The 26,362-nt window shown below is 62.1% G+C and carries 31 protein-coding genes; 15 read left to right on the top strand and 16 right to left on the bottom strand.

The genetic code is table 11. The annotated features are described in order from the left end of the window. The first annotated feature begins 56 nt into the window (after positions 1-56). Genes MPC4_RS15860 through recR form a run of 3 tightly spaced genes read left to right on the top strand, consistent with a single transcriptional unit; the run spans position 57 to position 2,990 of the window. Positions 57-1,994, top strand: a complete 1,938-nt coding sequence (locus MPC4_RS15860; RefSeq protein WP_244629057.1) for a DNA polymerase III subunit gamma/tau — start codon at positions 57-59, stop codon at positions 1,992-1,994. A gap of 53 nt (positions 1,995-2,047) precedes the next feature. Next, positions 2,048-2,371: a YbaB/EbfC family nucleoid-associated protein gene (locus tag MPC4_RS15855; protein ID WP_134486361.1), complete on the top strand. Its 324-nt coding sequence runs from the start codon at positions 2,048-2,050 to the stop codon at positions 2,369-2,371. A gap of 13 nt (positions 2,372-2,384) precedes the next feature. Beyond that, the gene (recR, locus tag MPC4_RS15850; RefSeq protein WP_174513352.1) at positions 2,385-2,990 is read left to right on the top strand and encodes a recombination mediator RecR; all 606 of its coding nucleotides are present in this window, start codon (positions 2,385-2,387) and stop codon (positions 2,988-2,990) included. A gap of 82 nt (positions 2,991-3,072) precedes the next feature. Here the strand turns inward: recR and MPC4_RS15845 are convergent, their stop codons facing one another. After that, on the bottom strand, positions 3,073-4,032 hold the full coding sequence (locus tag MPC4_RS15845; protein WP_174513351.1) for a DMT family transporter: 960 nt from the start codon (positions 4,030-4,032) through the stop codon (positions 3,073-3,075). A 163-nt stretch (positions 4,033-4,195) separates the two neighbouring features. On the opposite strand from MPC4_RS15845, the gene MPC4_RS15840 reads away from it, so the two are divergent. Further along, positions 4,196-4,561: a VOC family protein gene (locus MPC4_RS15840; protein ID WP_174513350.1), complete on the top strand. Its 366-nt coding sequence runs from the start codon at positions 4,196-4,198 to the stop codon at positions 4,559-4,561. A 60-nt stretch (positions 4,562-4,621) separates the two neighbouring features. On the opposite strand, the gene MPC4_RS15835 is transcribed toward MPC4_RS15840, so the two are convergent. Next, entirely contained in the window at positions 4,622-5,788 is a 1,167-nt protein-coding gene (locus MPC4_RS15835; protein WP_174513349.1) for a DNA recombination protein RmuC, read from the bottom strand. A gap of 231 nt (positions 5,789-6,019) precedes the next feature. Between MPC4_RS15835 and MPC4_RS15830 the strand changes: the two genes are divergently transcribed. Then, a complete protein-coding gene (locus MPC4_RS15830) occupies positions 6,020-6,880 on the top strand; it encodes a YihY/virulence factor BrkB family protein (RefSeq protein WP_174513348.1) in 861 nt (286 codons plus the stop codon). Here the strand turns inward: MPC4_RS15830 and MPC4_RS15825 are convergent. After that, positions 6,877-7,719 (bottom strand): hypothetical protein, encoded by an 843-nt coding sequence (locus tag MPC4_RS15825; protein WP_174513347.1) that lies wholly within the window; start codon positions 7,717-7,719, stop codon positions 6,877-6,879. The two genes, MPC4_RS15830 and MPC4_RS15825, sit on opposite strands and share 4 nt — an antisense overlap. 254 nt (positions 7,720-7,973) lie before the next feature. Between MPC4_RS15825 and MPC4_RS15820 the strand changes: the two genes are divergently transcribed. Further along, on the top strand, positions 7,974-8,849 hold the full coding sequence (locus tag MPC4_RS15820; protein ID WP_174513346.1) for an undecaprenyl-diphosphate phosphatase: 876 nt from the start codon (positions 7,974-7,976) through the stop codon (positions 8,847-8,849). Between the two features lie 243 nt (positions 8,850-9,092). Here the strand turns inward: MPC4_RS15820 and MPC4_RS15815 are convergent, their stop codons facing one another. The 3 genes from MPC4_RS15815 to MPC4_RS21345 form a co-directional block, all read right to left on the bottom strand. Then, positions 9,093-10,736, bottom strand: a complete 1,644-nt coding sequence (locus tag MPC4_RS15815; RefSeq protein ID WP_244629056.1) for a carboxylesterase/lipase family protein — start codon at positions 10,734-10,736, stop codon at positions 9,093-9,095. A 363-nt stretch (positions 10,737-11,099) separates the two neighbouring features. Next, positions 11,100-11,657 (bottom strand): sigma-70 family RNA polymerase sigma factor, encoded by a 558-nt coding sequence (locus tag MPC4_RS15810; protein ID WP_134492249.1) that lies wholly within the window; start codon positions 11,655-11,657, stop codon positions 11,100-11,102. 74 nt (positions 11,658-11,731) lie between these two features. Then, a complete protein-coding gene (locus MPC4_RS21345) occupies positions 11,732-12,067 on the bottom strand; it encodes a NepR family anti-sigma factor (RefSeq protein WP_134486379.1) in 336 nt (111 codons plus the stop codon). 248 nt (positions 12,068-12,315) lie between these two features. Between MPC4_RS21345 and MPC4_RS15800 the strand changes: the two genes are divergently transcribed. Next, positions 12,316-13,140, top strand: coding sequence for a response regulator (locus MPC4_RS15800; RefSeq protein WP_174513344.1), 825 nt, complete (start codon positions 12,316-12,318; stop codon positions 13,138-13,140). Between the two features lie 72 nt (positions 13,141-13,212). Here MPC4_RS15800 and MPC4_RS15795 read toward each other — a convergent pair whose 3' ends face one another. From MPC4_RS15795 to MPC4_RS15780, 4 genes are all read right to left on the bottom strand, one after another. Beyond that, positions 13,213-13,776 carry a phage holin family protein gene (locus tag MPC4_RS15795; RefSeq protein WP_174513343.1) on the bottom strand — a complete coding sequence of 188 codons (564 nt, stop codon included), beginning with the start codon at positions 13,774-13,776 and terminating at the stop codon, positions 13,213-13,215. Then, entirely contained in the window at positions 13,773-14,093 is a 321-nt protein-coding gene (locus MPC4_RS15790; protein ID WP_174513342.1) for an ElaB/YgaM/YqjD family protein, read from the bottom strand. The genes MPC4_RS15795 and MPC4_RS15790 overlap by 4 nt, the downstream gene beginning before the upstream one ends. Before the next feature lie 131 nt (positions 14,094-14,224). After that, on the bottom strand, positions 14,225-14,386 hold the full coding sequence (locus MPC4_RS15785) for a DUF3309 family protein (RefSeq protein ID WP_134486387.1): 162 nt from the start codon (positions 14,384-14,386) through the stop codon (positions 14,225-14,227). A gap of 116 nt (positions 14,387-14,502) precedes the next feature. After that, positions 14,503-14,748 (bottom strand): hypothetical protein, encoded by a 246-nt coding sequence (locus tag MPC4_RS15780; protein WP_210253667.1) that lies wholly within the window; start codon positions 14,746-14,748, stop codon positions 14,503-14,505. Positions 14,749-15,026: 278 nt separating this feature from the next. On the opposite strand from MPC4_RS15780, the gene MPC4_RS15775 reads away from it, so the two are divergent. Together MPC4_RS15775 and MPC4_RS15770 are read left to right on the top strand one after the other, a co-directional pair. Then, positions 15,027-15,515: a YciE/YciF ferroxidase family protein gene (locus tag MPC4_RS15775; RefSeq protein ID WP_174513341.1), complete on the top strand. Its 489-nt coding sequence runs from the start codon at positions 15,027-15,029 to the stop codon at positions 15,513-15,515. 41 nt (positions 15,516-15,556) lie between these two features. Continuing rightward, entirely contained in the window at positions 15,557-15,715 is a 159-nt protein-coding gene (locus MPC4_RS15770; RefSeq protein ID WP_174513340.1) for a hypothetical protein, read from the top strand. Positions 15,716-15,745: 30 nt separating this feature from the next. Here MPC4_RS15770 and MPC4_RS15765 read toward each other — a convergent pair whose 3' ends face one another. After that, a complete protein-coding gene (locus tag MPC4_RS15765) occupies positions 15,746-16,969 on the bottom strand; it encodes a penicillin-binding protein activator (protein WP_174513339.1) in 1,224 nt (407 codons plus the stop codon). Between the two features lie 347 nt (positions 16,970-17,316). Between MPC4_RS15765 and rsmI the strand changes: the two genes are divergently transcribed. From rsmI to nadC, 6 genes are all read left to right on the top strand, one after another. Then, on the top strand, positions 17,317-18,303 hold the full coding sequence (gene rsmI / locus MPC4_RS15760) for a 16S rRNA (cytidine(1402)-2'-O)-methyltransferase (RefSeq protein ID WP_174513338.1): 987 nt from the start codon (positions 17,317-17,319) through the stop codon (positions 18,301-18,303). A gap of 25 nt (positions 18,304-18,328) precedes the next feature. Beyond that, positions 18,329-18,703, top strand: coding sequence for a YraN family protein (locus MPC4_RS15755; RefSeq protein WP_134486391.1), 375 nt, complete (start codon positions 18,329-18,331; stop codon positions 18,701-18,703). A gap of 85 nt (positions 18,704-18,788) precedes the next feature. Continuing rightward, positions 18,789-19,772 (top strand): NUDIX hydrolase, encoded by a 984-nt coding sequence (locus tag MPC4_RS15750; protein WP_166795840.1) that lies wholly within the window; start codon positions 18,789-18,791, stop codon positions 19,770-19,772. Between the two features lie 59 nt (positions 19,773-19,831). After that, positions 19,832-20,869, top strand: a complete 1,038-nt coding sequence (nadA, locus tag MPC4_RS15745; protein WP_174513337.1) for a quinolinate synthase NadA — start codon at positions 19,832-19,834, stop codon at positions 20,867-20,869. Between the two features lie 54 nt (positions 20,870-20,923). Beyond that, positions 20,924-22,444, top strand: a complete 1,521-nt coding sequence (locus tag MPC4_RS15740) for an L-aspartate oxidase (protein ID WP_174513377.1) — start codon at positions 20,924-20,926, stop codon at positions 22,442-22,444. An 86-nt stretch (positions 22,445-22,530) separates the two neighbouring features. Then, on the top strand, positions 22,531-23,394 hold the full coding sequence (nadC, locus tag MPC4_RS15735; RefSeq protein ID WP_174513336.1) for a carboxylating nicotinate-nucleotide diphosphorylase: 864 nt from the start codon (positions 22,531-22,533) through the stop codon (positions 23,392-23,394). Positions 23,395-23,404: 10 nt separating this feature from the next. Here nadC and MPC4_RS15730 read toward each other — a convergent pair whose 3' ends face one another. The 5 genes from MPC4_RS15730 to MPC4_RS15710 all read right to left on the bottom strand — a co-directional run bounded on the left by MPC4_RS15730 (position 23,405) and on the right by MPC4_RS15710 (position 26,272). Then, positions 23,405-23,659 (bottom strand): hypothetical protein, encoded by a 255-nt coding sequence (locus tag MPC4_RS15730; protein ID WP_174513335.1) that lies wholly within the window; start codon positions 23,657-23,659, stop codon positions 23,405-23,407. Between the two features lie 95 nt (positions 23,660-23,754). After that, on the bottom strand, positions 23,755-24,237 hold the full coding sequence (locus tag MPC4_RS15725; RefSeq protein ID WP_174513334.1) for a DoxX family protein: 483 nt from the start codon (positions 24,235-24,237) through the stop codon (positions 23,755-23,757). A gap of 15 nt (positions 24,238-24,252) precedes the next feature. Continuing rightward, positions 24,253-25,029, bottom strand: a complete 777-nt coding sequence (locus MPC4_RS15720) for an HvfC/BufC N-terminal domain-containing protein (RefSeq protein WP_244629055.1) — start codon at positions 25,027-25,029, stop codon at positions 24,253-24,255. 2 nt (positions 25,030-25,031) lie between these two features. Then, a complete protein-coding gene (gene bufB, locus MPC4_RS15715) occupies positions 25,032-25,907 on the bottom strand; it encodes an MNIO family bufferin maturase (protein ID WP_174513333.1) in 876 nt (291 codons plus the stop codon). A gap of 68 nt (positions 25,908-25,975) precedes the next feature. Beyond that, entirely contained in the window at positions 25,976-26,272 is a 297-nt protein-coding gene (locus MPC4_RS15710) for a BufA1 family periplasmic bufferin-type metallophore (RefSeq protein ID WP_134486405.1), read from the bottom strand. Between the last annotated feature and the right edge of the window lie 90 nt (positions 26,273-26,362).

Raw genomic sequence — 26,362 nt, 5'->3', positions numbered from 1 at the left:
TCTTGGCGATGCAAGACGATCGCATCGACGGTGCGAACGGCCAAAGCGATGCGACGATGAGCGAGGGGTCTTCGACTCCGGCGGCCTTGCCGTTAGACGTCCCGACGCAAAGCGCCGCTCCCTATCGCGTTCTTGCCCGAAAATATCGCCCGGCGGGTTTTGAGGATCTGATCGGCCAGGAGGCCATGGTCAGGACGCTCTCCAACGCCTTTGACCTCGATCGCATTCATCAGGCGTATATTCTGACGGGGGTTCGCGGCGTCGGCAAGACGACGACGGCGCGCATTCTGGCGCGCGCCTTCAATTATGAGCTGCCCGCGCGGGAGGGCCGCGCGGCGGTGACGCGCCCGACGATCGATATGCCGGAGTTCGGCGTCCATTGTCAGGCGATCATCGAATCGCGCCATGTCGACGTCATCGAGATGGACGCCGCCTCCCACACCGGCATCGACGACGTGCGCGAGATCATCGAAGGGGCGCGCTACCGCCCGGTCATGGCGCGGACAAAAGTCTACATCATCGACGAAGTGCATATGCTCTCGAAGCAGGCCTTCAACGGCCTTTTGAAAACGCTGGAAGAGCCGCCGGATCACGTCAAATTCCTGTTCGCGACGACCGAAATCGAGAAAGTGCCGGTGACGGTGCGCTCGCGCTGCCAGAGATTCGACCTGCGCCGGATCGAGGCCGGCGTGCTCATCAAATATCTCGGCGGCATCTGCGCCAAGGAAGGCGTCGCGATCGAAGACGAGGCTCTCGCCCTGATCGCGCGCGCGGCGGAAGGCTCGGCGCGGGATGCGCTCTCGCTGCTTGATCAGGCGATCGCGCATGGACCGGCCGCGGGGCAAGGGCAGAGGCTGGGGCAGGGGCTGATCGCCGCCGAAACGTTGCGCGCCACGCTCGGCCTTGCCGATCGCGGCCGGATCATCGATCTCTTTCAAAGCCTGATGCAAGGGCAGATGGCGCAGGCTCTTGGCGGGCTGAAAGAGCTTTACGACAGCGGCGCGGATCCTGCGGCCATCCTTATCGAACTTGCCGAATTCGTGCATCTCGTCACGCGGCTGAAGCTCGCGCCGGAGGCGGTCAATGACGCCGCCGTCACTCCCGACGAACGCAGTCGCGGCATCAGCTTCGCCGAGAATCTGCCGATGTCGGTTTTGTCGAGAGCGTGGCAATTGCTCTCGAAAGGTTTGCAGGAAGTCAAGGACTCCGCGCGCCCCCTCGCCGCCGCGGATATGGTTCTGGTGCGCCTCGCTTATGCGGCGGATCTGCCGACTCCGGACGAGGCTTTGCGCAAGCTGGCGTCGCTGACCCATAATTTTTCGACGCCGGGGGATGCCGGCAGGAGTGATGCCGGCAAGAGCGGGGTAAGCTCAGGAGCCGCCGCGCCGCCGGCGGCCGCGCCAGGCCGCCAGGACGAGATTTTCGGCGGCGCGCAAGGCTCGGCTCCGGCGCGGCCGGTGCGGGATCTTGCCGCGGGCGCCGTTCGATCGTCCGGCGCGGCGAGGGCGCTCGCGCCGCAGCGGGAGACGGCCGATCCAGCGCCGCGGCTCGAGCGATTCGAAGAGATCGTCGCGCTCGCCGCGCAACATCGCGACATCCAATTGAAGCTCGCGCTCGAACGAGATGTGCGGCTGGTGCGTTTCGAGGATGGCTCCATCGAATTTTCGACGGCGCCCGGCGCTTCGCCGCAGCTGGCGCAGACATTGATGCGCCGATTGCAGGAATGGACGGGACGGCGCTGGATGGTCGCTGTCTCAAACGAAGCCGGCGCGCCAAGCCTGAGAGAGATGGCGGACGCGAGAGCGCAGGAGGCAATGAATGGCGTGCGCGCCGATCCTTTCGTGCGCCGCGCGCTTGAAGTTTTTCCCGGCGCCGAGATCGTCGCCGTTCGCGCGGCGGAGGAGGCGGCGCCGGCGCCCGCGCCGCAGGCCGCGAAATCCGATGACGAAGACATTGGATTCGTGGATGACGACGCGATCGAGGCCGATCAGTGACCAGCGACCTTTCAAAGCATCCATCAGCCGCCGATCAAGAAAGAGGTTCAATAATGCGCGACATGTTGGGATTGATGAAGCAGGCCCAGGCCATGCAGGAGAAAATCCAGGAAATGCAGGCCGAGATGGAGCGTCTCGAGGTCGAAGGACAATCGGGCGGAGGCATGGTCCGCGTCACGCTCAGCGCCAAGGGACAGCTGAGGAACGTCGCCATCGATGACCAGCTGATGAAAGCGGAGGAGAAACAGATCCTCGAAGACCTCATTATCACCGCGCATGAGGACGCGCGCAAAAAGGCCGAGCGCCTGATGGAAGAGAAGATGCAGGGCATGACCGCCGGACTGTCTCTGCCGCCTGGCATGAAACTGCCTTTTTAGGGGCGGCGCCGTAGTGGGAGAACGCGTTTCGGGGCCTGAAATCGAGCGGCTGATCCAGTTGCTCGCGCGCTTGCCGGGGCTGGGGCCGCGCTCCGCGCGCCGCGCCGCGCTGCATCTGATCCGCAAACGCGAGGAGCTGTTTGCGCCGCTTACGGAGGCGATGCAGGTGGCGCGGGAAAAAATCGTCACCTGCTCGGTGTGCGGCAATGTCGATACGCTAGATCCCTGCACGATCTGCCGGGATGAGCGGCGCGATCCCGCGACGCTGGTCGTCGTCGAGACGGTCGCCGATCTCTGGGCGCTGGAGCGAGCCGCGGCCTTGCGCGCGTGCTATCATGTGCTTGGCGGAACCTTGTCGCCGCTCGATGGGGTCGGACCAAAGGATTTGAACCTCGCGAGCCTTGCCGAACGTGTGGCGCGGGGCGAAATCCGCGAGGTGATTCTTGCCGTCAACGCCACGGTGGACGGGCAGACGACCGCGCATTACATCACCGACCTGCTGGCGCATTTCAATGTCAAGACGACGCGCCTCGCGCATGGCGTTCCGGTCGGCGGCGAGCTCGATTACCTCGATGAAGGCACGCTCGCCGCGGCGATCCGCGCGCGCACGGATTTTTAAAGCGCGACGCCGAAAAGTTGCAGACTTTTCGGACCAGCGTCATGCGTCAGAACGAAGACTTTAGAGCAGAATGCGATTTTGTTCAGCCGCGCGCCGCGCTAAGTTCTTTCGCCTCTTTGCGCGGCGTCCGATTGACGAGCCAAAGGCTCAAGCCCACCAGCGCGCCGCCAAGGGCCTGCGCGGCGGTTATGCTTGTCTGCAGCACGATGGTCGAGAGCATGACGGTAAAGAGCGGCGCAAGGAACAGGTAGGAGCTGGAGCGAGTCGCTCCGCCGCGCTTCAAAGCCAGAAACCAGAGCCCGAAGGAGACCGTTGATCCGGGAATGGCGAGCCAGAAAAACCAGCCCCAGGCCGCGACGGATAGATGCGCCGGCCAATGTTCGCCGCGCGCATAAGCGACGCACAGCAACGCCAGCGCCCCAGCCAGCATCTGCCAGAAAGTCAGCGCCCATGTATCGATTGGCAGCCGCGCGCGCCTGTTGACGATTGTCGACGCCGTCCATGAAAGGGCGGCGAGGAGAGCCAGCAATTCGCCTCCGATGGCGTCAGCGTTGAGGCTGAACGCGCCGCCCAGCGCAAAGCCGACGCCGGCGATCCCCAGAGCCAGTCCCATTACTTTCAGGCGGGACAGTTTTTCGTCGAGAGCGGCATGGCCGATCAGTGCGACCCATAAAGGATTTGTGAACAGCAGTATCGCGGCGCTCGGCGGGGAAATCGTCTCCATTGCCCAGAACAAGAGACCCATGGCGAGCGCCGTCTGCAGAATGCCGATCGCGGCGACGGTGGCCCAATCGGAAAAACCAAACCGGGACGGAAAGAGAGCGGCGAAAAAATGATCCGTGCGGCTGCGCAAAACAGCCGCCGCGGCCAGCGCCGCGAGCACGAAACGCCAGCCGACAAGGAGAAAAGCCGGAACGCCGTCCGCGAGCAGGATTTTGCCGGCGATGAAGCTCGAGGCCATCAGAAATGTCGCGGTGATGAGAATTGCGTAATAAGCCGCCGCGCCTTGATCGTGCGGTCGCCTGGGCTTTATCGACGTCATGCGGCTTCGGCTCCGGGCATAAGAACCTCTCCTGTGACTTTTTGCTTCGGTTCGCGTTTGCCCGGTGCTTTCTTTATGCCGAAGCCTCCTCCAGAGGCGCAGCGCGTGGAGAAGAGACCAGGACGCGACAAGAACCCGGGATCGATAACGTCAAGGAGGAAACATGGCCAATCCTTTCGTGCACATCGAACTGACGACGACCGATATTGATAAAGCCAAGACTTTCTATCAGGGCCTGTTCGATTGGGAGCTGACGGATCAGGAAATCGGACCCGGAATGACCTATACGATGATTAAGGTCGGCGAGGGGACGGGCGGCGGCATGATGAAAGCGCCAAGGCCCGGCATGCAGTCAGCCTGGATGCCCTATGTGCTGGTCGATGACGTTGTAGCGGCGACGGCCAAGGCGAAATCGCTCGGCGCGACGATCTGCCATGAGGTGATGGAGGTCATGGACGCGGGCTCGCTCGCAATCATCACAGATCCGACGGGCGCGACGCTCGGCTTCTGGCAGCCCAAGGCGAAGTAACCCGGAGCATGCTCGGTCCAGGATGCTGTTCGCCAGGCTTTCAAGCTTGGCGGCCATGCGTTATTCGGCGGCTTTGAGCTTTTCGACGCCAGTGATGTCCGCCGCCTCGGCAAAGTCCATCTGATCGATGCGCTCGCCGCATTTGGCGATCCTGTCGGCGGCGGCGAGAAGTCCCGCCACATCCTCCTGAGCGTTCTGAAAATGTGCGCCGAGCTTTGTCGCGCGGGCGCGCAGCTTTGCGACGTCGTCGACGAGACGGCGCACCTCCGCCTGAATGATATGCGTCTGTTCGCGCACTCTCTCGTCGCGCACGATCGCCTGCATGACCTGCACCGCCATCATCAGGAGCGAGGGCGAGACGATGATGATGCGGTTGCGGTGGGCCTTTTGAACGATGTCGTCGAAATGCTCGTTGATGTCGGCATAAAGTGATTCCGCCGGCACGAACAAAAGCGCGATGTCCTGGGTTTCGTCAGGCAGGAAATAGCGCTCGGCGATATCCTTGATATGTTTTCCGACGTCCGCGCGCACCCGCGCCGCCGCATATTTGCGCGCTTCCGCGTCGGCCGCCGCCTTGAGCGCGGTAAATGCCTCGAGCGGGAATTTCGCGTCGATCACCATCAGGCGCGAATCGCCCGGCAGCCGGATGACGCAATCAGGGCGCATCCGGTTGGAGAGGGTGTGCTGGAAGGCGTAGGCCGACTGAGGCAAGGCGTCCTTGACGATCGTCTCGAGACGGCCCTGTCCGAAGGCGCCGCGCGCCTGCTTGTTGGCGAGGATGTCCTTGAGGCCGACGACTTCCTGCGTCAGTCCCGTCAGCCGCGCCTGCGCGGCGTCGATGACCGCCAGCCGCTCGTTCAGTTTCGCCAGCTGCTCGCCAGCGGTTTTGCCGGATGCTTCAACCCCGGCGCCGACGCGCGCGCCGACCGCGTCGAGGCGCTCCGCGACAAATCGCGCAAGGTCCGACTGGCGCGATCCGAGCGTTTCGGCGACGCTGCGCACGCGGCCTGACAGCTCCGCATTCTGCCGCGCGAGGATCGCCATGACGCGCTCCATCTCGCGCTGACGCTCGGCCGCGCTCGCAGCCTCGAGTCTGCGCTGATGCGCCGCCCGGCTGGCGCTTGCCGCCATGAAAACGAGTAGACCAAGCGCAAGCGCCGCCGCGGCCAGCAGCAAATGCGAAACCGCGATCGGCGCGCCATTGAGGGTTAAGACAAGGCGGTCCATGAAGGGTGCTGACCGATTCGCGCCTGGAACAGGAACGAACATAGAACGTTTGACGCGCGCAGTTCAAGAGCCGAGGCCATGCTTGCAACAAGGTTTGTGGCGCTCTGCCGTGGAAGGGGCAACAAAAGGCGCGGCTTCCTTTGCGTCATGCCTGCTGCGCCGCGCGTTTCGACGTGGCGCGGGGCGCTCTTTCGCTGGATGACGCTTTGAGGCAACGGGACTTTCAGCAAAATGCGTTCAGCCTTTCACATCGTCTATGACGCCGTCACGCGCTTCCTGCAGGATGACGGCTGGGCGATTTCGAGCCATATCGCTCTGTCGATCCTGACCTCGATGTTCCCGTTTCTGATTTTCGTCACCGCGCTCGCCGGCTTCCTCGGCTCCGAAAGCCTCGCCAGCGAAGCGGTGCAGATTCTTTTTCAAACCTGGCCCGAACAGGTCGCAAAGCCCCTTGCGAGCGAAGTTCACAATGTGTTGACACAGGCGCGCGGCGGCTTGCTGACGCTTGGCGTCGTTCTGTCGATCTATTTTTCATCGAGCGGCGTCGAGGCGCTGCGGATCGGATTGAACCGCGCCTATGACGTCAAGGAGATGCGGCCCTGGTATGTCTTGCGCCTCGAATCCATCGCTTACGTGCTGGTCGGCGCCGTTGCGCTGCTGACGCTGACGCTGCTTGTCGTTTTCGCCCCTCTGACCTGGAACATCGCCCTGCGTTTTGCGCCCCATATCGAGCCGCTCGACAGGTTTGTCACTCTGAGCCGCTTCGGCATCGCGACGCTTGTCTTGCTGCTGGCGCTTGTCATCGTGCACAAATTTCTGCCGGCCGGACGCCGCAAGCTGCTCGATATCATACCCGGCATCGTGTTTACCTTTGGCCTTTGGGTCATTGTCGGAGCGATCTTTGGCTCCTATCTCGCGGAATTCGCGCGCAATTACGTGACGACCTACGCCGGCCTCGCCTCGGTGATGATCGCGCTGGTCTTTCTTTATATGCTCGCCGCAATATTCATCTTCGGCGGCGAATTGAACGCCGCCTTGATGCGGGCCGGCGAGAAACAGCCGGAGAAACAGCCTGAGCGCTTTGATGATTAGGGTTCGCTGAGCAGCGCTGCGACGCCGATGCGCGCGTCGGGCGGCGCGGTGAGGGCGATCATCTTCAGGACTTCACCTGCGCTGCGGTAATGACTGAGCTCCTCGACCCCGCGATCGAGCGCGTCCAGCGCCTGGGAGGCGGTGATGGCGACGATGAGGTCGGTTCCGAACGGCTCACGCACCTGAAAGGTCCAGGCGAATGTCGGCGTTGTAATGATGCGCGCATCAGCGCCAATCGGGTACAGCGCCTGCACGACGCCATCGCCGCTGACGGTGAAAAGAACGAGCGCCCGGTGGAGCATATCGCCGAGTTCGACTTCGACTTTGTCGCCCTTGCGTCGGACTGTCCCGCCGGGGGAGAGCCGGATCGATTGCGGCCGCGCCGCCGCGAGCTTTGCAAGACCGTCTGCGAGAGCCATTCGATCGATCACGTCGGGCAAATCATCCGCGCCGACGTCATAGGCGATGATCTCGCCTTTAGAGATCGCCTCGCGCGAGCCCGGATCAAAAATGAGGTCTGGGCCCTCCGACGGCGCGACGATGTCGAAAGGCGCCGCCTGCGGCTTCAACCCCGCGAGCAGGCTGGCGTCGCCGGCGGAGAGAGCGACCCGGATGCGATCAAGCTTCGGCGCTTTGCCGGCGTCGGGCGAGGCTTCCATCATCTGCGGAAAAGCGTTGAGCGGGAGCATCGCGTCGCCTGGACTGAGCAGCCGGACGCCGCAATGCGCCGGCGAAAAGCTCAGCGTCAGCAGGGCCGCGGCCAAACGTCCCAGATGGGGGGGCCGCCATGACGGGTTGATCGCCGGATTTCTGCGCCGCCGAATGGAGATTTTGCGCATCAAACTGTCTACCCATGCGCCGGAGCGTTTCCCGCTTTCGCCATGATCCCCAAGGCAAAGCGCGGCCTGACCAGTTTTGCCGCAACTTGCGCCTTTGAGCCAGCCTCGATGCCGTTTTTGCTAAAATTCTCCGTTTTGCCGCAAAGCCGCCACCGCCATTAGCTCTGCATTGATCTTCTTCGCGGAAACTGGAAAAACGGAAGCGGACGTGATCCGCGTTCGATCGCGCCACGCAAACCTCGGGGATACCAAAGATGGCATCTGCCTGCACTGAAGGGCTCGATACTGGCTTCGTCGCCCTTGGATACGCCAAAGTCGGCGTTCTTGGCGTCGTTCAAGGCATTACCGAGCTTTTACCGATCTCCTCGACGGCCCATATGCGAATCGTTCCGGCGCTTTTGGGCTGGCGGGATCCGGGCTCGGCGTTTTCCGCGGCGATGCAGATCGCGGCGCTCGCCGCCGTGATCAGCTATTTCTGGAGCGATGTTCGCGGTCTCGTCTTCGGTTCGGTCGGGGCGGCGCTGCGGCGCGATTTCTCCGACTGGAATTTTCGCTTTGCCGCCTGGATCATTCTGGCGACGATCCCGATCGTCATTGCCGGCGTCTTGCTGGCGCCGATCCTTAACGCCTGCGGCTCTCCATTGCGCAGTCTGACCGTCATCGGTTTGTCATGCGTCGTCATGGCGGTGCTGCTGGCGCTTGCCGAGCTCTACTCGAGACCAAAGCGGACCGTCGAGCACGCGACGCTCACCGACGCCCTTGTCGTCGGCGTCGCGCAGGTCGGAGCGCTTATCCCCGGCGTGTCGCGCTCCGGCTCGACCCTGACAGCCGCTCTGTTCCGGGATTTCAAACGGGACGAGGCGGCGCGCTTTTCATTCCTGCTCGGCATTCCAGCGATCGCCGCCGCGGGTCTCCATGAACTCTGGGCGCTTCACAAAGCCCATCTCGACGCGCATGGCTGGTCGATCCTGGCATTTGGGCTGGTCATCGCCTCGATCTCCGCCTTCGGCGCAATCTGGGGGCTCCTGCGCATCCTCGAGCGGTTTTCGGCGTGGCCCTTCGTCGCCTATCGCGCGCTGATCGGAATTTTCCTTTTGGTCGCCGTCTTTGCCGGCTGGCTGCCAAACTGAAGCGAGGCTTGACCCCTGGTGGACCTGACAGCCATCGAAAGCCCATGCCTGGAGGTGGAGCTCTGGCCTGTCCGTTAGCCACGGATTTGGGGGTGAGAGTCGCTTGAACGTCGTTTTGACTACAGCCTCGGTCGCACGTCGCCGTCCAAGGCTGTAGTCGATATTGTGATGTCCGGCCGCAGCAGGCTTTAACGCTCTCGTACGACATGGTTGCATTCGTGAACCTGGCCCAGGCTCACGGCGCTACTTCAGTATGGTGTCCCAGAAATCGCACTTGTTGGCGGCTGCGTATTCGGCGTCCGACATGGTCGAGAGGACTGGGATGTTCTCCGAAAGATAATAAGCTTTATTGGGCTGGACCCGATAACGCGGCCACGGGCTGTTTCCTTGTCCGTTCGGATTCCCGGTCCAGGCAAAGTTCGTCCAGGCTGTGACAAGCTGATCCGAGAGGGCCTGTTGCATCTTGTTCAGAGGATGAGGAATGCCGTCCGCGCCGCCGTGCCACAGAGGAAATAGATATTGAATGTCGGAGGTGTGATAAGCGAGTGGCTGGAAGCCCGGCATCTTGGGGAAGTAGAACGGAGCTGTTTGGTCATCAAACTCATAGGCGTAGACAGGCACTTGATTGGCGATTGATTTAAGGATTTGCCGCGTCGTGCAAGGGAAGAACACGCTCCCTTGCGTCGAGACCGCATCCATCGCCAATTGTGGCGTCGGGTAAGCGTAAAGGGGATAGTGAGCGAGAACCTTGTCGACGACGCCGGCCGGATAGGGCGGAGGCGAGCCAGCGGGCCCGGAGTTGCCGGTATAGGTGCTCTTGACCAGATTTACGAAGTCCGCCTCCGTAAATGGCACTCGAGGATTCTCGCCATATTCCGTGATCGCCAAGCCGAAGTTGCCTTCGTCGTGCGTTGAGCCGCTGATGACGGGCACATGGTTAAATTGACCATTCTTGAAGGCGGCCTTAATCCCGTTCGCTGGCAAGATCTGGCCGTCCGCTATCACGCCGTTAGTCGTGCTGTAAGGTCCGCTGACGCTCAGGTTCATGATCTGCGCCACAGTTAGGCTGCGCAAACATTTGGCGGTGGCGGCGTCCGCCCCCGACCCGCAGCCGGCCGCAACGGCGAAGGCTGTTCCATGCGCTTCAGCGAATGCCAACGGCGCCGGCTCCTGGACGCCGCTTTCCCAGATCGCCCGATGGAACAGCCCCGCGGCGAGCGGCGACACCATATTGGCTTGCGTGTCGAGGGAGCCCGCAGACTGGCCGCCGAGCGTGACATTGTTTTTATCGCCGCCGAATTCGGCGATGTTGTGCCTCACCCATTTGAGCGCCATCTGCTGGTCCAACAGGCCGTAATTGCCGAAGGGATGGCCCTCAGCGTCCAACGCCGGATGCGCGATCCAGCCAAGCAAGCTGAGCCGGTAGTTGATGGTGACGACGACCGTGTGGCCATCCGCCGCGAGCTTGGAGCCGTCATAGCCGTCGCTCGCGCCGTCAACATTGCCGCCGCCGTGGATCCAGACAATCACCGGAAGCTTTTCTCTCGCAGCGGGATCGACGTTCGGCGAGTAAACGTTGAGATACAGGCAGTCCTCATTGTTGTTCGGCGGCCCGGCGAACAAGCCGAGCGTGACAATCTGGGCGCACTGCGGTCCAAAGGCGGTGGCCTTCAAAACATTGGACCAGTGTGCGTGCTTTTTCGGCGGCATCCAGCGTAGATCGCCGACCGGCGGTTCGGCGTAGGGAATGCCAAGGAATTCGGCTACGCCGTTCTTGAGAAAGCCGCGAACGGGGCCTTCCTTAGTGTCGACGCGTAGCGGGTTCTTGGCGTCAGCCTGCATCGGCGCCATCAGCGCCCCCGCAGCGACCACCAACCCCAGCGCCATTCCAGTTTTCGCAGAAGATCTTGCTCTCGCTGCGCATGCGCGCGCAGACAGCCATAACGTTGCAAGCTTAGGCATGTTTCCCCTCAATCGTCTTTTCGGCGTTTTTCTGTCACTCGCGAGTTCGTGACAGAGGGAAACATAGTCGCGCTGGCTTCACGCAATCTTCCACGAAATTCAGATACATATCATGAATTGGCTCTCGACGATGTCAGCCATCATGTCCGGCGAGGATTAGCGGCATGTCGCCGCGCGGAGGCTGTCAGCATCAAAGCGAATCTTTCACAAATTCGCCGAGGTTGGGTTCAGCCCATGAGGCGAGAGATCGTCGGCGCAGCCGGCTCGCCGCGCCGGCTGCGCGGCATCTCAATCGCCGCCGCCGCGCGAATAACGCTGGCCAACGAGAATGGGATCGACCGCCTGCCAATCACCGTCATCTCCGAACTCGCTACTGGAGCTGATCGACAGAAGATCAGCGAGGCGGCTGCGGGCTCTGTTGACGCGGCTCTTCATCGTGCCGACGGCGCAGCCGCACACGCCCGCGGCTTCTTCATAGGAGAGGCCGGAGCCGCCGATAAGTATCAAGGCTTCGCGCTGGTCCGTCGGAAGCTGTTGCAAGGCCTCGCGGAAGTCCAGCATGTCCATGTGGCTGTTCTGCGCTGGCGCTGTCGCGAGCTTTCCGGCAATCGCGCCGTCCGAATCAGCGACTTCCCTGCGCCGCTTGCGATATTCGGAATAATAGATGTTGCGCAGGATGGTGAAGAGCCAGGCCCGCAGGTTGGTGCCCTCGACGAAAGAGCCGAGCTTGCTCCAGGCCTTTACGAGCGTTTCCTGCACAAGGTCGTCGGCGCGATCGAGATTGCCGCATAAGGACACTGCGAAGGCGCGCAAATTGGGAATGACGGCGAGAATGTCGGCCGTCATTTGAGCGCTCGCTACATGATCGACGGGAGCATCCGCCGCATCGTCGTCTTCGAGAAGGTCCTTCTCCTCAACTGTCACGGAGCATCCTTCTTCAACTGTGCGCCGGGAGCGCGCTCGAGCTGCTTTAAAAGATCGAAAAACCGGTCAGGGACCGGCTGCGACAGGACGTCATTATAAACGCTGCGCAATCCGAGCCCGATCTGATCAGCGATGTCCGGTTTGGCGGAAGGCTTTCTCGACCGTGGCGCGGAAACGACATTTCCTTCTGCACAATGGTTGAATCTGAACATATCATCTTCCGATTCGGAGTCGTCATTCTCACGAATTGCCGCCCCCTTCATGATTCCTGCGCGCGACTTCGTTATTTTCGTCACCGGGTCACCTTTGCTGCGGTTTTCACCGTTGCTCATCATTTCCCCTCAGGCGGCCTTTATATTGCCGACATTCGGCGATTACGATGCAATCTTCATGGCCGTATTTTTGTCTGATGTCTTGCTAAATCAATTCCGAAGCCGCAAATCCTGTTAACCTGCCAAGCCCCGGTGTTCGAACGCTTCGCGCCGCACAAAGTTCCGGGATCGGGGAACCTTTTCTGAGACTTGGGATTTTTGTGAAGAAGCCGCTTCAAGCGGCGCAGATGTCCATAGGGGCTTAATTGATGTCGATATCTCAGGCTATCTCCTCGCATATCCCTTATCTGCGCAGATTTTCTCGCGCTCTGACGGGATCACAAGCTGGCGGAGATGCTTATGTGCTTGCGACTCTCGAGGCAATTGTTGCGGATCCCTCGGCATTTGAGAAAGAGCCTGACGTCCGCACTGCGCTGTACAGGCTTTTCCTGAAGGTGTGGAGCTCCGTCTCCGTTAATGATCACGTCGACGACATCGGCTTCTCTGGAGACGAAGTCGGCGCTCATCGCAATCTGGAGGCCATTACATTACGTCCGCGCATTGCATTCCTCCTAAGTTCGCTCGAAGGATTTAATACCGCAGAAGTCGCGGCGACCCTCGTCTGTTCGATCGACGAAGCCGCTGCTTTGATCGACGCCGCCGGCAAGGAGATCGCCAATCAGATTCGCACCGACGTCGTGATCATCGAGGATGAGCCTTTCATCGCGCTCGACTTGCAGACTTTGGTGGAGGAGCAGGGCCACAGGGTCATCGCCGTGGCGCGGACTCACCGCGAAGCGGTCGAAGCCGTCAATAAGGAACGTCCCGGACTGATCCTCGCGGACATTCAACTCGCCGACGGCAGTTCGGGCCTTGAGGCGGTCAATGAAATCCTCGGCTCCTTCTCAGTGCCGGTGATTTTCATTACTGCTTATCCCGAGAGATTCCTGACCGGCGCGCCGCCGGAGCCGGCCTTCCTCATCACCAAGCCGTTCGGCGTCGACAGCCTCAAAGCCGTTATCAGCCAGGCGCTGTTTTTCGATCGCAAATCGCATCGCAAAGACGAGCCGGAATCAAAAAGCGCGCTCGTTTAAGCGCGCTGCGGAAAGCTCCAGGATTGATTCGGCGCAAGCCGAATCGATCCTTTTTCTTTCAATCCTCGATGTTCAAAACAGCGTTCGTTTCGTGCCGAGCGTTCGTCCGAGGAACACGCCGGCGCCGACGGCGAAAGCGACAAGTGAAAATGGGTTCAATTGCTTGACGACTTCGGCCCCCGCCTCGATGGCGATAACCTCCTTTTCAAGACCGGCCTCGCGCAATACGCCGAGCACCGGAGCCACGGCGGCGTCGATGTTGGCGGCGAATGCCGCATTGGGCGGGGATGGCGGCGCCGCTTGGGCTCCGACGGACGCCGCCGCCATGACAGGGGGGGCGCTCGCGATGGTCGCGGAAGGCGCACTTGCGGATGGAGCGGGCGAAGGACGTCGCAGCGCCAGCACGAGAAATATGATAGCGCCGACGAGATAGAGCGCCGCGACGCACGAGGCGGCCGCCAGCGAGCCCCATAATCCTTGTAGATAGAGAAAGAGATCAACCGTCAGAAACACCGAGGCTGCGATGGCGCAGCCCGTCGCCATGGCGATGAGGGCGGCCGTCCGGATCAGCCGCGCAAGCATCTCCTCCAGCGGAGCGACCGCCTCATGCGCCAGCCGCTTGATCAATGGGTTCATTTGCGTGCGCGGCTCAGCAATCCGATAATCAGACCTGTTGCCAGAGCGATGAGAACCGCGATCAGGGGATTGCGCTCGATGGTGGCTTCGAGATCCGAGCTTGCGCCAGCGAGCCGATGCTTGGCGTCGGACGCGCTGTCGGACAGCTTTTGTCGCGCGGCGTCGACAGCGCCATAGACCGAATCGGATGTAGCCGAAGCCTCGGCTTTGACCAATTTTGTCACCGACGCCGTAAGCTTTGTGATGTCGTCGCGCAAGGCGGCGAGATCGGCGCTCAGATTTTGCGATGCTTCGTCAAGGATTTTGGTGTCAGTCATATTAACTCCGAATGTGTGACAGAACGCGGCTGCTCAAGCGAGGGTTGACTACGACTTTCCAATTTATCCAGCGACCCAAGGCGCCTTCAAGAATGCGGCTCTGGACCAAATCAGACCACCCCAAGTCTGCGCTAAATGCCGCCGCGTGTCAGCAACACAATGACGAGCACGACCAGAAGAACTCCAACAATCCCGGAAGGGCCATAACCCCAACTGCGGCTGTACGGCCACGAGGGAAGGGCGCCGAGGAGTATCAAAACAAGGATTATGAGAAGGATTGTCGTAAGAGACATGAGACGCTCCTTTTGCAGGATCGCGACTGAGCAACTGGAAAATCAACTCACACGCTGTTGTATTGGTTCCTTAGCTATACTTGTCGCCGAGAATGATGACGCTCGTCGCGGGCCATTCACATGAGCGCGCGGGTCGGCGGTGTGCGCGGATCAGCCGGGTCCGGCGCATCCGGATCAATCACTGGCGGCAGCGGCGTATCGCCGGGATTTTCGACCGGGAGGGGCGGCGGGTCGGGGGCTGGGATATCAGGACCTGGGGACGGCGGAAAATTGCCGGGCGAAATGTCTGGGGCCGGCGCTGGCTGCGGAGGAGCCGGAGGTTTGGGAACTTGCTGGGCTTCGAGATCCACGCGATGGGTCAAAAATCTCTCCTTTTAGCGAAGGGGGAAGAAGGAGGTTCGACCGCGAACGCGCTCCGCGAAGGCGGGTTCCGGCGCTTGTTCGAGCGCGGGCGGGACCCGCAAGACCCGGCTGGATATCGGGCGGCGCGACATGACTTCCGGCGAGCGCGCGCTCGCGAGCCGTCGCCGAAGGGAAAAAATTGCCGGCGCGGCGCCGTCGAAATGAACCTTATCCGCTCTCAAGACTTCCTTTGGCTCACAGCGCCTTCGCCGCGCCGATCGATATGGGAGAATGAAGCATGGCCGTAAAGTCGATGAACGATCTCTTTCTGCATACGCTCAAGGATATCTACTACGCTGAAAAGCAGATCTATAAATCGCTGCCGAAAATGGCCAAGGGAGCCGCCGCGCCGGAGCTGAAGAAAGCGTTTGAAAAGCACCGCGAGGAAACCGAGCAACAGATCGAACGAATCGAAAAGATTTTCGAGAGCTGCGGCGTTGCGGCGCGGTCGGTTCGGTGCGAAGCGATGGACGGAATTCTTGCCGAGGCCAAAGAGACGATGGAGGAAATTGACGATTCGAGCGTTTGCGACGCTGGCATTGTGGCGTCGGCGCAGACCGTCGAACATTACGAAATCGCGCGGTATGGCGCGCTCATCGCCTGGGCCAACCAGCTTGGCATGAAAGAGGCGAGCCGACTTTTGAGCGAGACGCTGGCCGAGGAAAAGAAAACGGACGAACTGCTGACGCAACTCGCGCGGCAATCCATCAATCAGGCGGCGGCGTAAGCATATTCGCCGGATCGCCGGACCATCAGAGGAGCTTTGCGATGGATCAGCATACCTACGCCAGGGACGCCGAGACTCCCATTGTAAGGAACAAGACGGAGGCGCGGCAGGGCACCAACAGGGCGCCAATGCATTATGTCCTGTTCGGGGGTCTGGCGCTCGTCATCATCTCTTTCGCCCTGATGTTCCTCATACATTAAGGCGCGCGGCGACCGTATTGGATCGCCGCCTCACGAAGCTCCCGCGAAGGAATGCGGCGCCGGGCTGATCGGCGTCGCGATTCCATCGTTGATCTCAAGCACCGATAGGCCGCGCTCATTTGCGCCATCGGGAAGAAAGCGGAAGACGCCGTCGGCGCCGTTGAAGCCTGAGCGGTTGGTCAGCACATTTTCCGAATAGCGTTGCGAGCCTTGTGTATGCGCGAGCGCGGCGGCGAGTGACACCGCGTCATAGCTGAGCGTTGCGATCCGTGTCGGATCGGAGCCATATTTGGCGTGGTAGCGCGCCGAAAATGCGTTGTAGCCGCCGTTTTCAGGGGCGGAGAACCAGGCGCCTTGCAGGGCGGGAAGTTTCAGAACCCGGGCGTCGTTCCACAGTCCCGTTCCGAGAATCTGCACTTTTTTGGCGCTGAGGCCAGCCGTCGTCAGAGCCGTGGAGACGGCCGGCATGGCGTCGGCTTGTTCGGGAATGAAAAGCGCGTCGATCTGATCGCCGAGCGCCGCGATTTTCTGCGCGGCGGCCGCCAGCGTCTGTGGCTGATAATGCTCGATCGTCATGACGCGAACATTGTCGCGTGCGGCCGCCTGCTGGAAGGCGGCTTCGGCGACGCGGCCGTAGTCATTCTCTGGGATCAGAGCAGCCATCGATTTTTTGCCCTTGGACGCGGCGAAATCAATGATCCGGTTGACATAGGATTCGACAAGGAAAGACAATAGATAGACGCCCTTGCCGCCGGTCGATGCGTCGGTCGAAAAGGCGATCACTGATTTGTCGGCCCCGTGCGCCAGGCGGCCGACTTCGCGCACGCTTGGGGCAAAGAGCGGGCCGATGATCAAATCGGCGCCTTCGGCCAACGCCTCTTGCGCCGCGATGCGCGCGCCATCCGGCGTCGAATGATCGTCCTTGACGATCAAGGTAAGATCATTGCTCCCCGCCTCGGTCAGAGCCATTTCGGCGGCGTTGCGCAAAGACGCGCCGACGACGCTGGGAGCGCCGGAAGCCTGCGTCAGCGGCAGCACCAGGGCGACCTTGACCGGACCCGAGCCGATATGCTCGGCGGGCGCTCCTGCGGCCGCGGGGCTGTTCTTCTGTCCACCCGCGATCGAATCGGCGGGCGGGCGCACGAATGGGCCGTTGGAGGACCCGCAAGCCGTCAGCGATAAAGCAAACGATAGGGCGCAGAATGATTTCATCAGCGCCGCCGCCGGGCCGCCTGCGCGGAAAAGAGCTCTCATCGATGCGGTCTCCGAACGCCGCGTCGGCGCTTTCCAGCCTGATCTTCAATAACAGTCGAGCCCTCGGCCAAGATCATGCGTCCAACACATCCCGTGCGCGGCCGTGCGGCGCTACGCGCATTTGAGCCAATCCACAAGGCTGCGACCGTGTTACCATGAAACTTACCGGCAGTTTCAGTCACAAAATTGAAGCTTGGGCAATAGAAACCGTACATGCACCGCTCTTTCTTGCAGAATCGCGCGGCGAGTTCTATAAATAGAACGAGCGGATGATTTATCGAACGGGCTGCGGGAGCGTTCAACCCGCGGGCCCGGAGACCGGCCGGGAAACCAGGGCGGAGCGGACCATGAGCACGAGTGAGCGGCGGAACGGTCGCGATCTGGACGAAAGCCGAGGCGAGGCGAAAGGCAAGGCCGGCCGTGAGAGCGACGGCGGCTCGTCGGCCGCCTTTACCGCTTTTGGCCTCCGGGCGGAGGCTGAGCCGATCCGCAAAGGCCTGCATGTCGTTGCGACGCCGATCGGCAATCTCGGCGACATATCGTTCCGTGCGCTGGCGACGCTCGCCGCCGCGGACGCGGTCATCGCGGAAGATACCCGCGTGACGAAGACGCTGCTGGCGCATTACGGGATAGCGACGCCTCTTGTCGCCTATCATGAGCACAACGCCGCGGTTATGCGACCGCATCTTCTGGCCCGTCTTGCGAGCGGCGCGGCGCTGGCGCTGGTGTCGGACGCCGGCACGCCGCTCGTCTCCGATCCCGGCTTCAAGCTCGTGTCGGACGCTTTGGCGCAAAATATCGAAGTGATCTCCGTGCCGGGCGCGTCGGCCGTTCTGGCCGCTTTGGTGGTGGCGGGCCTGCCGACCGATCGTTTCTTTTTCGAAGGATTTTTGCCGCCGAAATCCGGCCCCCGCCGCCAGCGGATCGCCGAGCTTGCGAACATTCCCGGCACGCTCGTGTTTTTCGAGTCGCCGCGACGGGTTGCCGAGATGCTCGCCGATCTCGCGGCCGTGCTTGGCCCGCGCGATGCGGCGTTGGCGCGCGAACTCACCAAGTATTATGAGACCGTCCGGCGCGCGCCCTTGCCGGAGCTCGCGGCAGCGCTCGCCGCCGAGGCGCCGCCAAAAGGCGAAATCGTCGTGCTGGTCGGGCCGCCCGGGGAGCAGGCGCTGACCGACAGCCAGGAAGAAATCGACGCCAAATTGACGAAGGCGCTGGAGACGCTTTCGGTCAAGGACGCCGCGGCGATCGTTTCGGCCGCGACAGGCCAGCCGCGCCGGAAAATTTACGCCAGAGCCATTGAACTGACGGGCTCGTCCGTCGTGAGAGAGTGATCCTTGACACGCGACAGGAAAATCCTTGCGCAGCGCGGATGATCGGCGCGCCGCGCTTTGGCAGGGGCTGACGGCCGAGCGCGTCGCCATCGCGGCCTTGCGGTTCAAATTCTACGCGATCCTCGCCTGCCGCTATCGCGTTCACGGCGGAGAGATCGACATTATTGCCCGGCGCGGCGACACCATCGCCTTTGTCGAAGTGAAGGTCAGACCGACCCTCGACGAAGCGCGGGCGGCGATTTCCGCCGAGAAACGCCGCCGCATTTCGCGCGCCGCGAGAGTCTGGCTGGCGTCCAACTCTTTCGCCGCCGCTTTGACCCTGCGCGGCGACGCTGTTTTCGTCGCGCCCTGGCGATGGCCGCGTCATGTCGTCTCGGCGATCGATCTCGACATAGGATGACCGAGGGTCGCCGATGGATGGCGCTCGTCCCCGACAAAGATTAGATATAAGCGCGTCATCGGGGCCTGTTCAGAGCGCATAAGTCATGGCATCGTTTCAGGAGCGAGATATCGTCGGGGCGCAGGCGCGCGCCAGTTCGTCCGCGATTCCCGTCGCGGAGGGGAAGGGCATCGCCGCCGATCTCATCGCGGTGCTCGTCGCGGTCACCTGCGGCGACCCGCGCGTTTTGACGATCCAGGATCAGCGGGCCCTGCCTTCGGGTCCTTTCCAGATCGCGCATCGCTCGCTTCAATCTGGCCTTCGCGCCTGGGTCGAACGCCAGACCCGCCTGCCGCTCGGCTATGTCGAGCAGCTTTACACTTTCGCGGACAAGGATCGCGCTGGCGCCGAGCAGCAGATCATCTCGATCAGCTACCTTGGCCTTACCCGTGAACAGCCCGCCTCCGGCGAATATGAAGCGAGCTGGGGCAGCTGGTATTCCTATTTTCCCTGGGAGGATCATCGCGTCGGAGCCCCCGCCATGATCGAAACGACGCTGGCGCCGCGCCTGCGCTCCTGGATCGACTCCGCGGAGGAGTCCGAACTGCGGCAGGAGCGGCTTCAGCGTGCGACGATCACCTTTGGCCTCGATGGCCGCGCCTGGAACGAGGAACTCGTCCTGCAGCGGTACGAGCTTCTCTTCGAGGCCGGGCTCATCGCCGAAGCGCGGCGCGGGAGCCCGATCACGCCGCCGGAGGGCGGGCGCTCGATGATCCTCGATCATCGTCGCATCCTTGCGACCGGGATCGCAAGGCTCCGCGCAAAGATCAAGTATCACCCCGTTGTTTTCGAGTTGATGCCCGAGACTTTTACGCTCTTGCAGTTGCAGCGCTGCGTTGAAGCTTTAGCTGGACGATTGCTGCACAAACAAAATTTTCGCCGCCTGATCGAACAGCAGGAACTCGTCGAAGAAACCGGGGAAACTAGCCAGGATACAGGGGGGCGGCCCGCCAAACTCTTCTGCTTCCGTCGCGCCGTTTTCACGGAGCGCGCCATCGTCGGCACCAAGTTGCCGATCGCGAAGGCTTGACAAATCTTATACTCATCCCCAGCATATGGACCAATAATGCTCAGAGGGAGTATAAGTCCATGGCTCTGCCGTCGGAAGTTTTGCGTGTCGACAATCGCGGCGAGGAGCCTCAGCGCGCGCGCCGGGCCGTCGCGCCTCATGCGCGCGATCTCTACGCCAAGGTAAGCCACGCGATCCCGGCGATCGAATGGCCTATTTACGCAGCCGACATTGACGCCATCATGACGTTGAAGCGCACCCGCAACGCGGTGGTGCTCGCGCATAATTATCAGACGCCTGAGATCTTTCACTGCGTCTCGGACATCGTCGGCGACAGCCTCGCCCTCGCGCGTGAAGCCATGAATGTCGACGCCGATGTGATTGTTCTGGCCGGCGTCCATTTCATGGCGGAGACGGCGAAACTGCTCAATCCGGACAAGACGGTGCTGATCCCCGATCTGGGAGCCGGCTGCTCGTTGGCCGAGTCGATCACGCCTGAGGATGTGCGGCGGCTGCGCCGGACTTATCCCGGCGTCCCGGTGGTGACTTATGTCAACACGTCGGCGGCGGTGAAGGCGGAATCGGATATCTGCTGCACGTCGGGCAACGCCAAGGCTGTTGTCGAATCGCTCGGCGTCGATCGCGTCATCATGCTGCCGGACGAATTCCTTGCGCGCAATATCGCCGCACAGACGAAGGTCAAGATCATCAACTGGTCAGGCCACTGCGAAGTGCATGAGCTGTTCACCGCCGCCGAGGTGCGCGAACTGCGTGAAGACTATCCGGGCGTCGTCGTTCTGGCGCACCCCGAATGTCCGCCGGAAGTCGTGGCGGAAGCCGATTTTTCCGGCTCGACAGCGGCGATGCAGGCCTATGTGGCGCGGCATCGTCCGGCGCGGCTGGTGCTGCTCACCGAATGTTCGATGAGCGACAATGTCGCCGTGCAATATCCCGAGCTCGAGTTCGTGCGCCCGTGCAATCTCTGTCCGCACATGAAGAAGATCACGCTCGGCAACATCAGACGCGCCCTTGAGACAATGCATCATGAGGTGCGCATCGATCCCGCGATCGCCGCCCGCGCGCGCGTCGCCGTCGAGCGCATGCTGGCCGTCAGTTAAGTCCGGCTGGCGTGATTGAACCAACACACCGAACACAGATTTAGGGTGACCGAAATGGACGCCACGGGCGCTTGCATCATTGTCGGCGGCGGTCTCGCCGGATTGTCGACGGCCCTTGCCTTGGCGCCGATGCCGGCCATCGTCTTGAGCAAGGCGCCGCTGGGCCTTGAAGCGTCGAGCGTGCTCGCGCAGGGCGGCGTCGCGGCGAGTCTTGGACCGGATGATGACGTCGCTTTGCATCTTGCCGATACGCTCAAAGCCGGTGACGGGCTGTGCGATGCGGCTGTCGCGCATTCCATTCTAAGCGCCGCCCCCGCCGCGATCGAGGAACTGATCCGCTATGGCGCGCCGTTCGATCGCGACGCGGAAGGGCGTCTTGTGCTTGGCCTTGAAGCCGCGCATTCGCGCCGCCGCATCGTCCATGCCGGCGGCGACGGCAGCGGCCGCGAAATCATGCGTGCGCTGGTTGAGCGCGTCCGCAACACGCCAACGATTACGGTTATCGAGGGGATCTCGGCGCACCGTCTGATCGTCGAAGACAATGCCGTCACCGGCGTCGTCGCCGAGGCGGAGACCGGACCCGTTCTGTTCGCCTCCAATCACATCGTCATCGCAACAGGGGGCGTTGGCGGCCTCTACCAATATGGCACCAACCCGGCAGGTTCTTTCGGTCAAGGGCTGGCGCTGGCCGCTCGCGCAGGAGCCGTGATGGCCGACCTCGAATTTGTGCAGTTCCACCCAACGGCGCTCGACAGCGACTCTTTTCCGCTGAAGCTCATCAGCGAGACCGTACGGGGCGAAGGCGCCATCCTGATCGACGAAACCGGACGCCGCTTCATGGCCGGCAAACCAGGCGCCGAACTTGCGCCGCGCGACATCGTGGCGCGCGCTGTCTTTGCGCAACTGGCGGCGGGGCATCGTGTTTTTCTCGACGCGCGCGAGGCCGTCGGCGCCGGTTTCGCCCAGCGCTTTCCCGCGATCACGAGCTTTTGCCAGGCGGCGGGCGTCGACCCAGCGACGCAGCCGATCCCGATCCGTCCGGCGGCGCATTATCACATGGGCGGCGTCAATGTGGATCTTATGGGACGAACTTCGGTCGAAGGGCTCTGGGCGTGCGGCGAGGCGGCCTGCACGGGCCTCCATGGTGCGAACCGGCTTGCCAGCAATTCTCTGCTTGAGGCGGTCGTTTGCGGCGGCTTCGTCGCAGAAAGCGTCGCCTCGACCAGCCCCGTCCGCCGGCGGAAAGTTCACTGCGATCTTCAGCCCATTGTTCCCGACGATCCGGCTCCGGTGCGCCAGATCATGACACGCGCGGTTGGCGTTTTGCGCGACGGCGAGGGACTACGCGAGGCCGTTGGGACATTGTTTGCTTTGGCGCGGGATCACCGGGCGGCGAGCGACGCCGCCATCGTCGGATTGATGATCGCGGTCGCGGCGTTACGCCGAAATGAGAGCAGAGGCGCTCATGCGCGCACTGATTTTCCATGTCCCGCGGCTACGCCGCAAAGATCGACTTTGCAGCTTGAGGAAGCGATGCGCGCGGCGGAGGCGCTTGTTCCCGAACTGGTCGATTGAGCATTTCCAGGCGAGGCAAATACCGTTGGCGTAGCGCCTATCCGGTTCTTTGACAAACGCCCGATTCAACGTGGTTGAGACTTGCGATGAGCCTTGCGTCAACTCTTGCGCCGCTGCCAAAGATTGCCATCGAACCACTCGTTCGCGCCGCGCTTCTCGAAGATCTCGGCCGGGCAGGGGACATCACCTCGGACGCCATCGTCCCCGCGGGGCTGAATGCCCGGACCGTGTTGGTCGCGCGCCAGCCCGGCGTCGTCGCCGGGCTCGACCTTGCGCGGCTTGCTTTCGAACTGATCGACGCGCGGATTTTTGTCCGCGTTGAGCGTCAGGATGGCGCGGCGGTGGGCGCGGGGGATCGCATCGCGGTCGTCACAGGACCAGCGCGGGGCATTCTCACAGCCGAGCGCACCGCTTTGAATTATCTTTGTCATCTAAGCGGCGTCGCCACCGCTACGGCGGCGGTGGTCGCGGCGGTGCGCGGTTACGGCGCCAAGATTGTCTGCACCCGAAAAACCACACCGGGCTTGCGGGCGCTCGAAAAATATGCGGTGCGCGCCGGCGGCGGCGGCAATCATCGCTTTGGCCTCGATGACGCCGTCCTGATCAAGGACAATCATGTGGCGATCGCCGGCGGCGTCAGGGAAGCGTTGCGGCGCGCGCGCGCAGGCGCCGGCCATCTCGTGAAGATAGAGCTTGAGGTCGATACGTTGGAGCAGCTTGTCGAGGCGCTTGATGAAGGCGTCGACGCGGTGTTGCTCGACAACATGAGCCCCGAAACGTTGACAAAGGCTGTCGCGCTAGTCGATGGCCGCGCGCTGACGGAAGCGTCAGGCCGCATCACCCCGTCGACAGCGCCAGCTGTCGCCGCCTCAGGCGTCGACCTGATTTCAATCGGCTGGCTGACGCACAGCGCGCCTATCCTCGACATTGGGCTCGATTTCGAGCCCTGAGCCGCCGCGCTTATTGATCGGACGAATAGCCCTTGTAATCAATCGGGCGCGCAAAATCGTCGAATGCGCCGGAGATTTCGCCTGGACGCTGAGCGACGAACGCGCTGCGGCCTTCTCGCAGCGGCGCTGTCGGCTCGACGCCGATCGCGGGCGCTGAATACTGCGACGGCGACGCGCTCATCGGGAAAGGCGTTTGCGCGTAAAGCGTGGTGGCCCCGAGGGCAAGCCCCGAAAAGAGGGTGAGTGTCAAGAGACTACGCGTCATTCCTTTTTCTCCTGCCTGAAGCGTCGCTACAAGCCACAATGCGCAACCTGCCAAAAAGTTCCGCGTGGCTTGGGCTGGGAACGAAAAGCCCGGCTTTATGGCTTGTTTCCAGAAAAGCCGAAGCGCCGCGCGATCAGATGGTCCAGCGAAAGCGCGCCGGGGCCCCGCGCGATGACCACGAGAAAGCAGGTCGCCCAGACGCCATGCGTCGGCCAGGCGTCGGGATAGACGAAGATTTCAATGACTGCGGTCATGCCGAGTAGAGCCAATGCGGCAAACCGGCTGGCGAGGCCAAGGACCAGCAGAACCGGAAAGAAATGTTCGGCGAAGGCGGCAATATGCGCCGCTATCGAAGGATCGATCAGCGGAAGCCGGTATTCGTCGCGAAAGAGATCAATCGCGCTGTCGCTCAGACGCCATCCGTCGACTTTCGTCTGGCCCGACATCCAAAAGACGGCGGCGGGAAAGATCCGCGCGCAAAGGGACACAAAAGATTGTGGAATGCGATCGAAACTGTCGATCGCGGCGCGGATCGGACGAACCGTGTTCGGCGCGCCATAGCTTTGCGAAATGTCCATCAGCTCGTTCCTTCTTTATGAAATGATTGTCCGAATGGCGAGGCCGGCGCTGACGAGCGAGGCGAGGTTAATCGCCAGATCGAAACTGCGACTATCTTGCCGCGCGACCGCCGCGGCCTCGCCCAGGGGCTCGCCGGATTTGAGGCTTTGAAGAAACGCCGCCGCCCCGGGCGGCAAGCGCCGCACCTCGACTTCGAAGGCGGGACGCAGGATGAGCGCATCTTCGCCGCGCCAATGCGCAACCGGCGCCAAAACCATTTCGCCCGCGTTCATCGCCCAGATCGTCACCACAGGAAAAACGGAGCGGACGATCTCCAGGGAAGGGTGCAGCGCGAAACGCAGTTCGCCTATGGCTGCAGCGGAGACGCCCGCGAGGTCTGACGCCGCAAGCGGGCGGACGTCGGCTGCGTGATAGGCGCGCGTCCGCGCCGCCTCGATGCGCGTGACGTCGGCGAGATACGGGACCTTGGCGGCTGGTTCGAACGCCGCGAGGAAATCGGGAAATTCATCGCCGTAGGTCGTCATCAGGGGCGAATGTGGTGGATGCGCCCCTGCGAAGACGCGGGCGCTCGCCTTGAAGAACTCTTCGCCGACGATGCGCCGCGTCGCCGGAAAGCGCGCCTCGAGCGCGCTGATGAGGCCGACCATGACATTGTTGCGGTAGACCGCGAAGCGCTTGGCCGGCGCTGGCGCGACGTCTGAGACGATCCCGGCCGGAGGCGCCACCGAAGGATCGCGCAACGCGGCGGCGAAATCCGTTTGGAATTGTTGTATGATGTCTACCATCGTCATGGTCAGGCCGCCGGGCGTGTTTTGACATTACGCGAGAACGCATCCAGCCGCTGTTGCGCGATCACGGCTTGGCCGAGAAGAATTTCGAAAGGCGGTACGTCATTGTCCCACTCAATCAAAGTTGGCAGCGGGCCGGCCCGTTCGATTGTCATATCAAACAACATGCGCACCTTGTCGGCGACAGGCGATCCATGCGAGTCGATGAGAAGCGGCGCGGATGCGTTGTCAGCAGTCTCAAAGAATCCGGCGAGGTGGATTTCGCGGACGAGATGCAAAGGGAAATGGTTGAGATAGGCGTTGGCGCCGGAGCCATGATTGTGTGCGCTGACGAAGACGTTGTTGAGGTCGAGCAACAGCCCACAGCCGGTCGCGCGAGCGAGTTCGGTGAGAAATGTCGTCTCGGGGATCGTGCTTTCCGCGAAACGCACATAGGTCGCCGGATTTTCGATAAGAATCTGCCGTCCGAGCGCATCTTGCGTTTCATCCACGTGGGTGATGACGGCGGCGAGCGTGGCCTCCGTATAGGGCAGCGGCAGAAGATCGTTGAAAAAAGCGCCGCCGTGCGAGGACCATGCAAGATGCTCGGAGAAGCTCTCGGGCTCGTAGCGATCGCAAAGCAGTCTCAGGCGGCGAAGATGTTCGCGGTCGAGCGGTTCCGTCGATCCGATCGAGAGGCCGACGCCGTGCAGCGAAAGGGCGTAATGGTCGCGCAGGAAACGCAGCTGCGCGTGTGGAACGCCGCCGTCGCCCATATAATTTTCCGCATGGACTTCAAAGAAGCCGATGGGCTGACGCTCCGCCGTGATTGCCGCGAAATGCTCTGGCTTGAAACCAGCGCCGGCGGTGGCGGGAAGGCGTGAGGCCGAAAAAAAGGACATGGCAAACCCTTGCGGCGTCGATGAAAAGGGAGGCGCGAGGATGATCCCGCGCGCCTCGATGCCGATCTTCAGGACTTGGAGGGGGTCATGGATCCCATGCCATGCGGGGTCGTGATGGTGTCGCATGTGCCCTTGGCGACATATTTCCAATGGGCGCCGTCGTAATCGACCTTCGAGGTGCCGGCGCAGGTCGTGCCCGCGCCCGCGGCGCAATCGTTTTGACCCTTGAGGGCAACGCCGTAGCATTTGTCCTTGCCTGGCTGCGCGGGGGCGGGGCCGGCGGAGGCTTGCGAAGCGAGCAGGGTCAGAGCCGTCGCAAAAGCGCCGGCGAGGGAGGCGGAGGCCATCTTGTCCTTGGCGGTCATGAATGTTTCCTTTATCGAAAGGTAGGATAGGCGCAGGCTGCTTCAGCCCGGCGTTGTCTATTACGGTGGCTGGACGGCCAGCGTTACGGC

The sequence above is a fragment of the Methylocella tundrae genome, from assembly GCF_901905185.1.
Lineage (GTDB): Bacteria > Pseudomonadota > Alphaproteobacteria > Rhizobiales > Beijerinckiaceae > Methylocapsa > Methylocapsa tundrae.
Note: the sequence above shows the minus strand (reverse complement) of the source record. Positions and strands in the feature narration are given on the sequence as shown.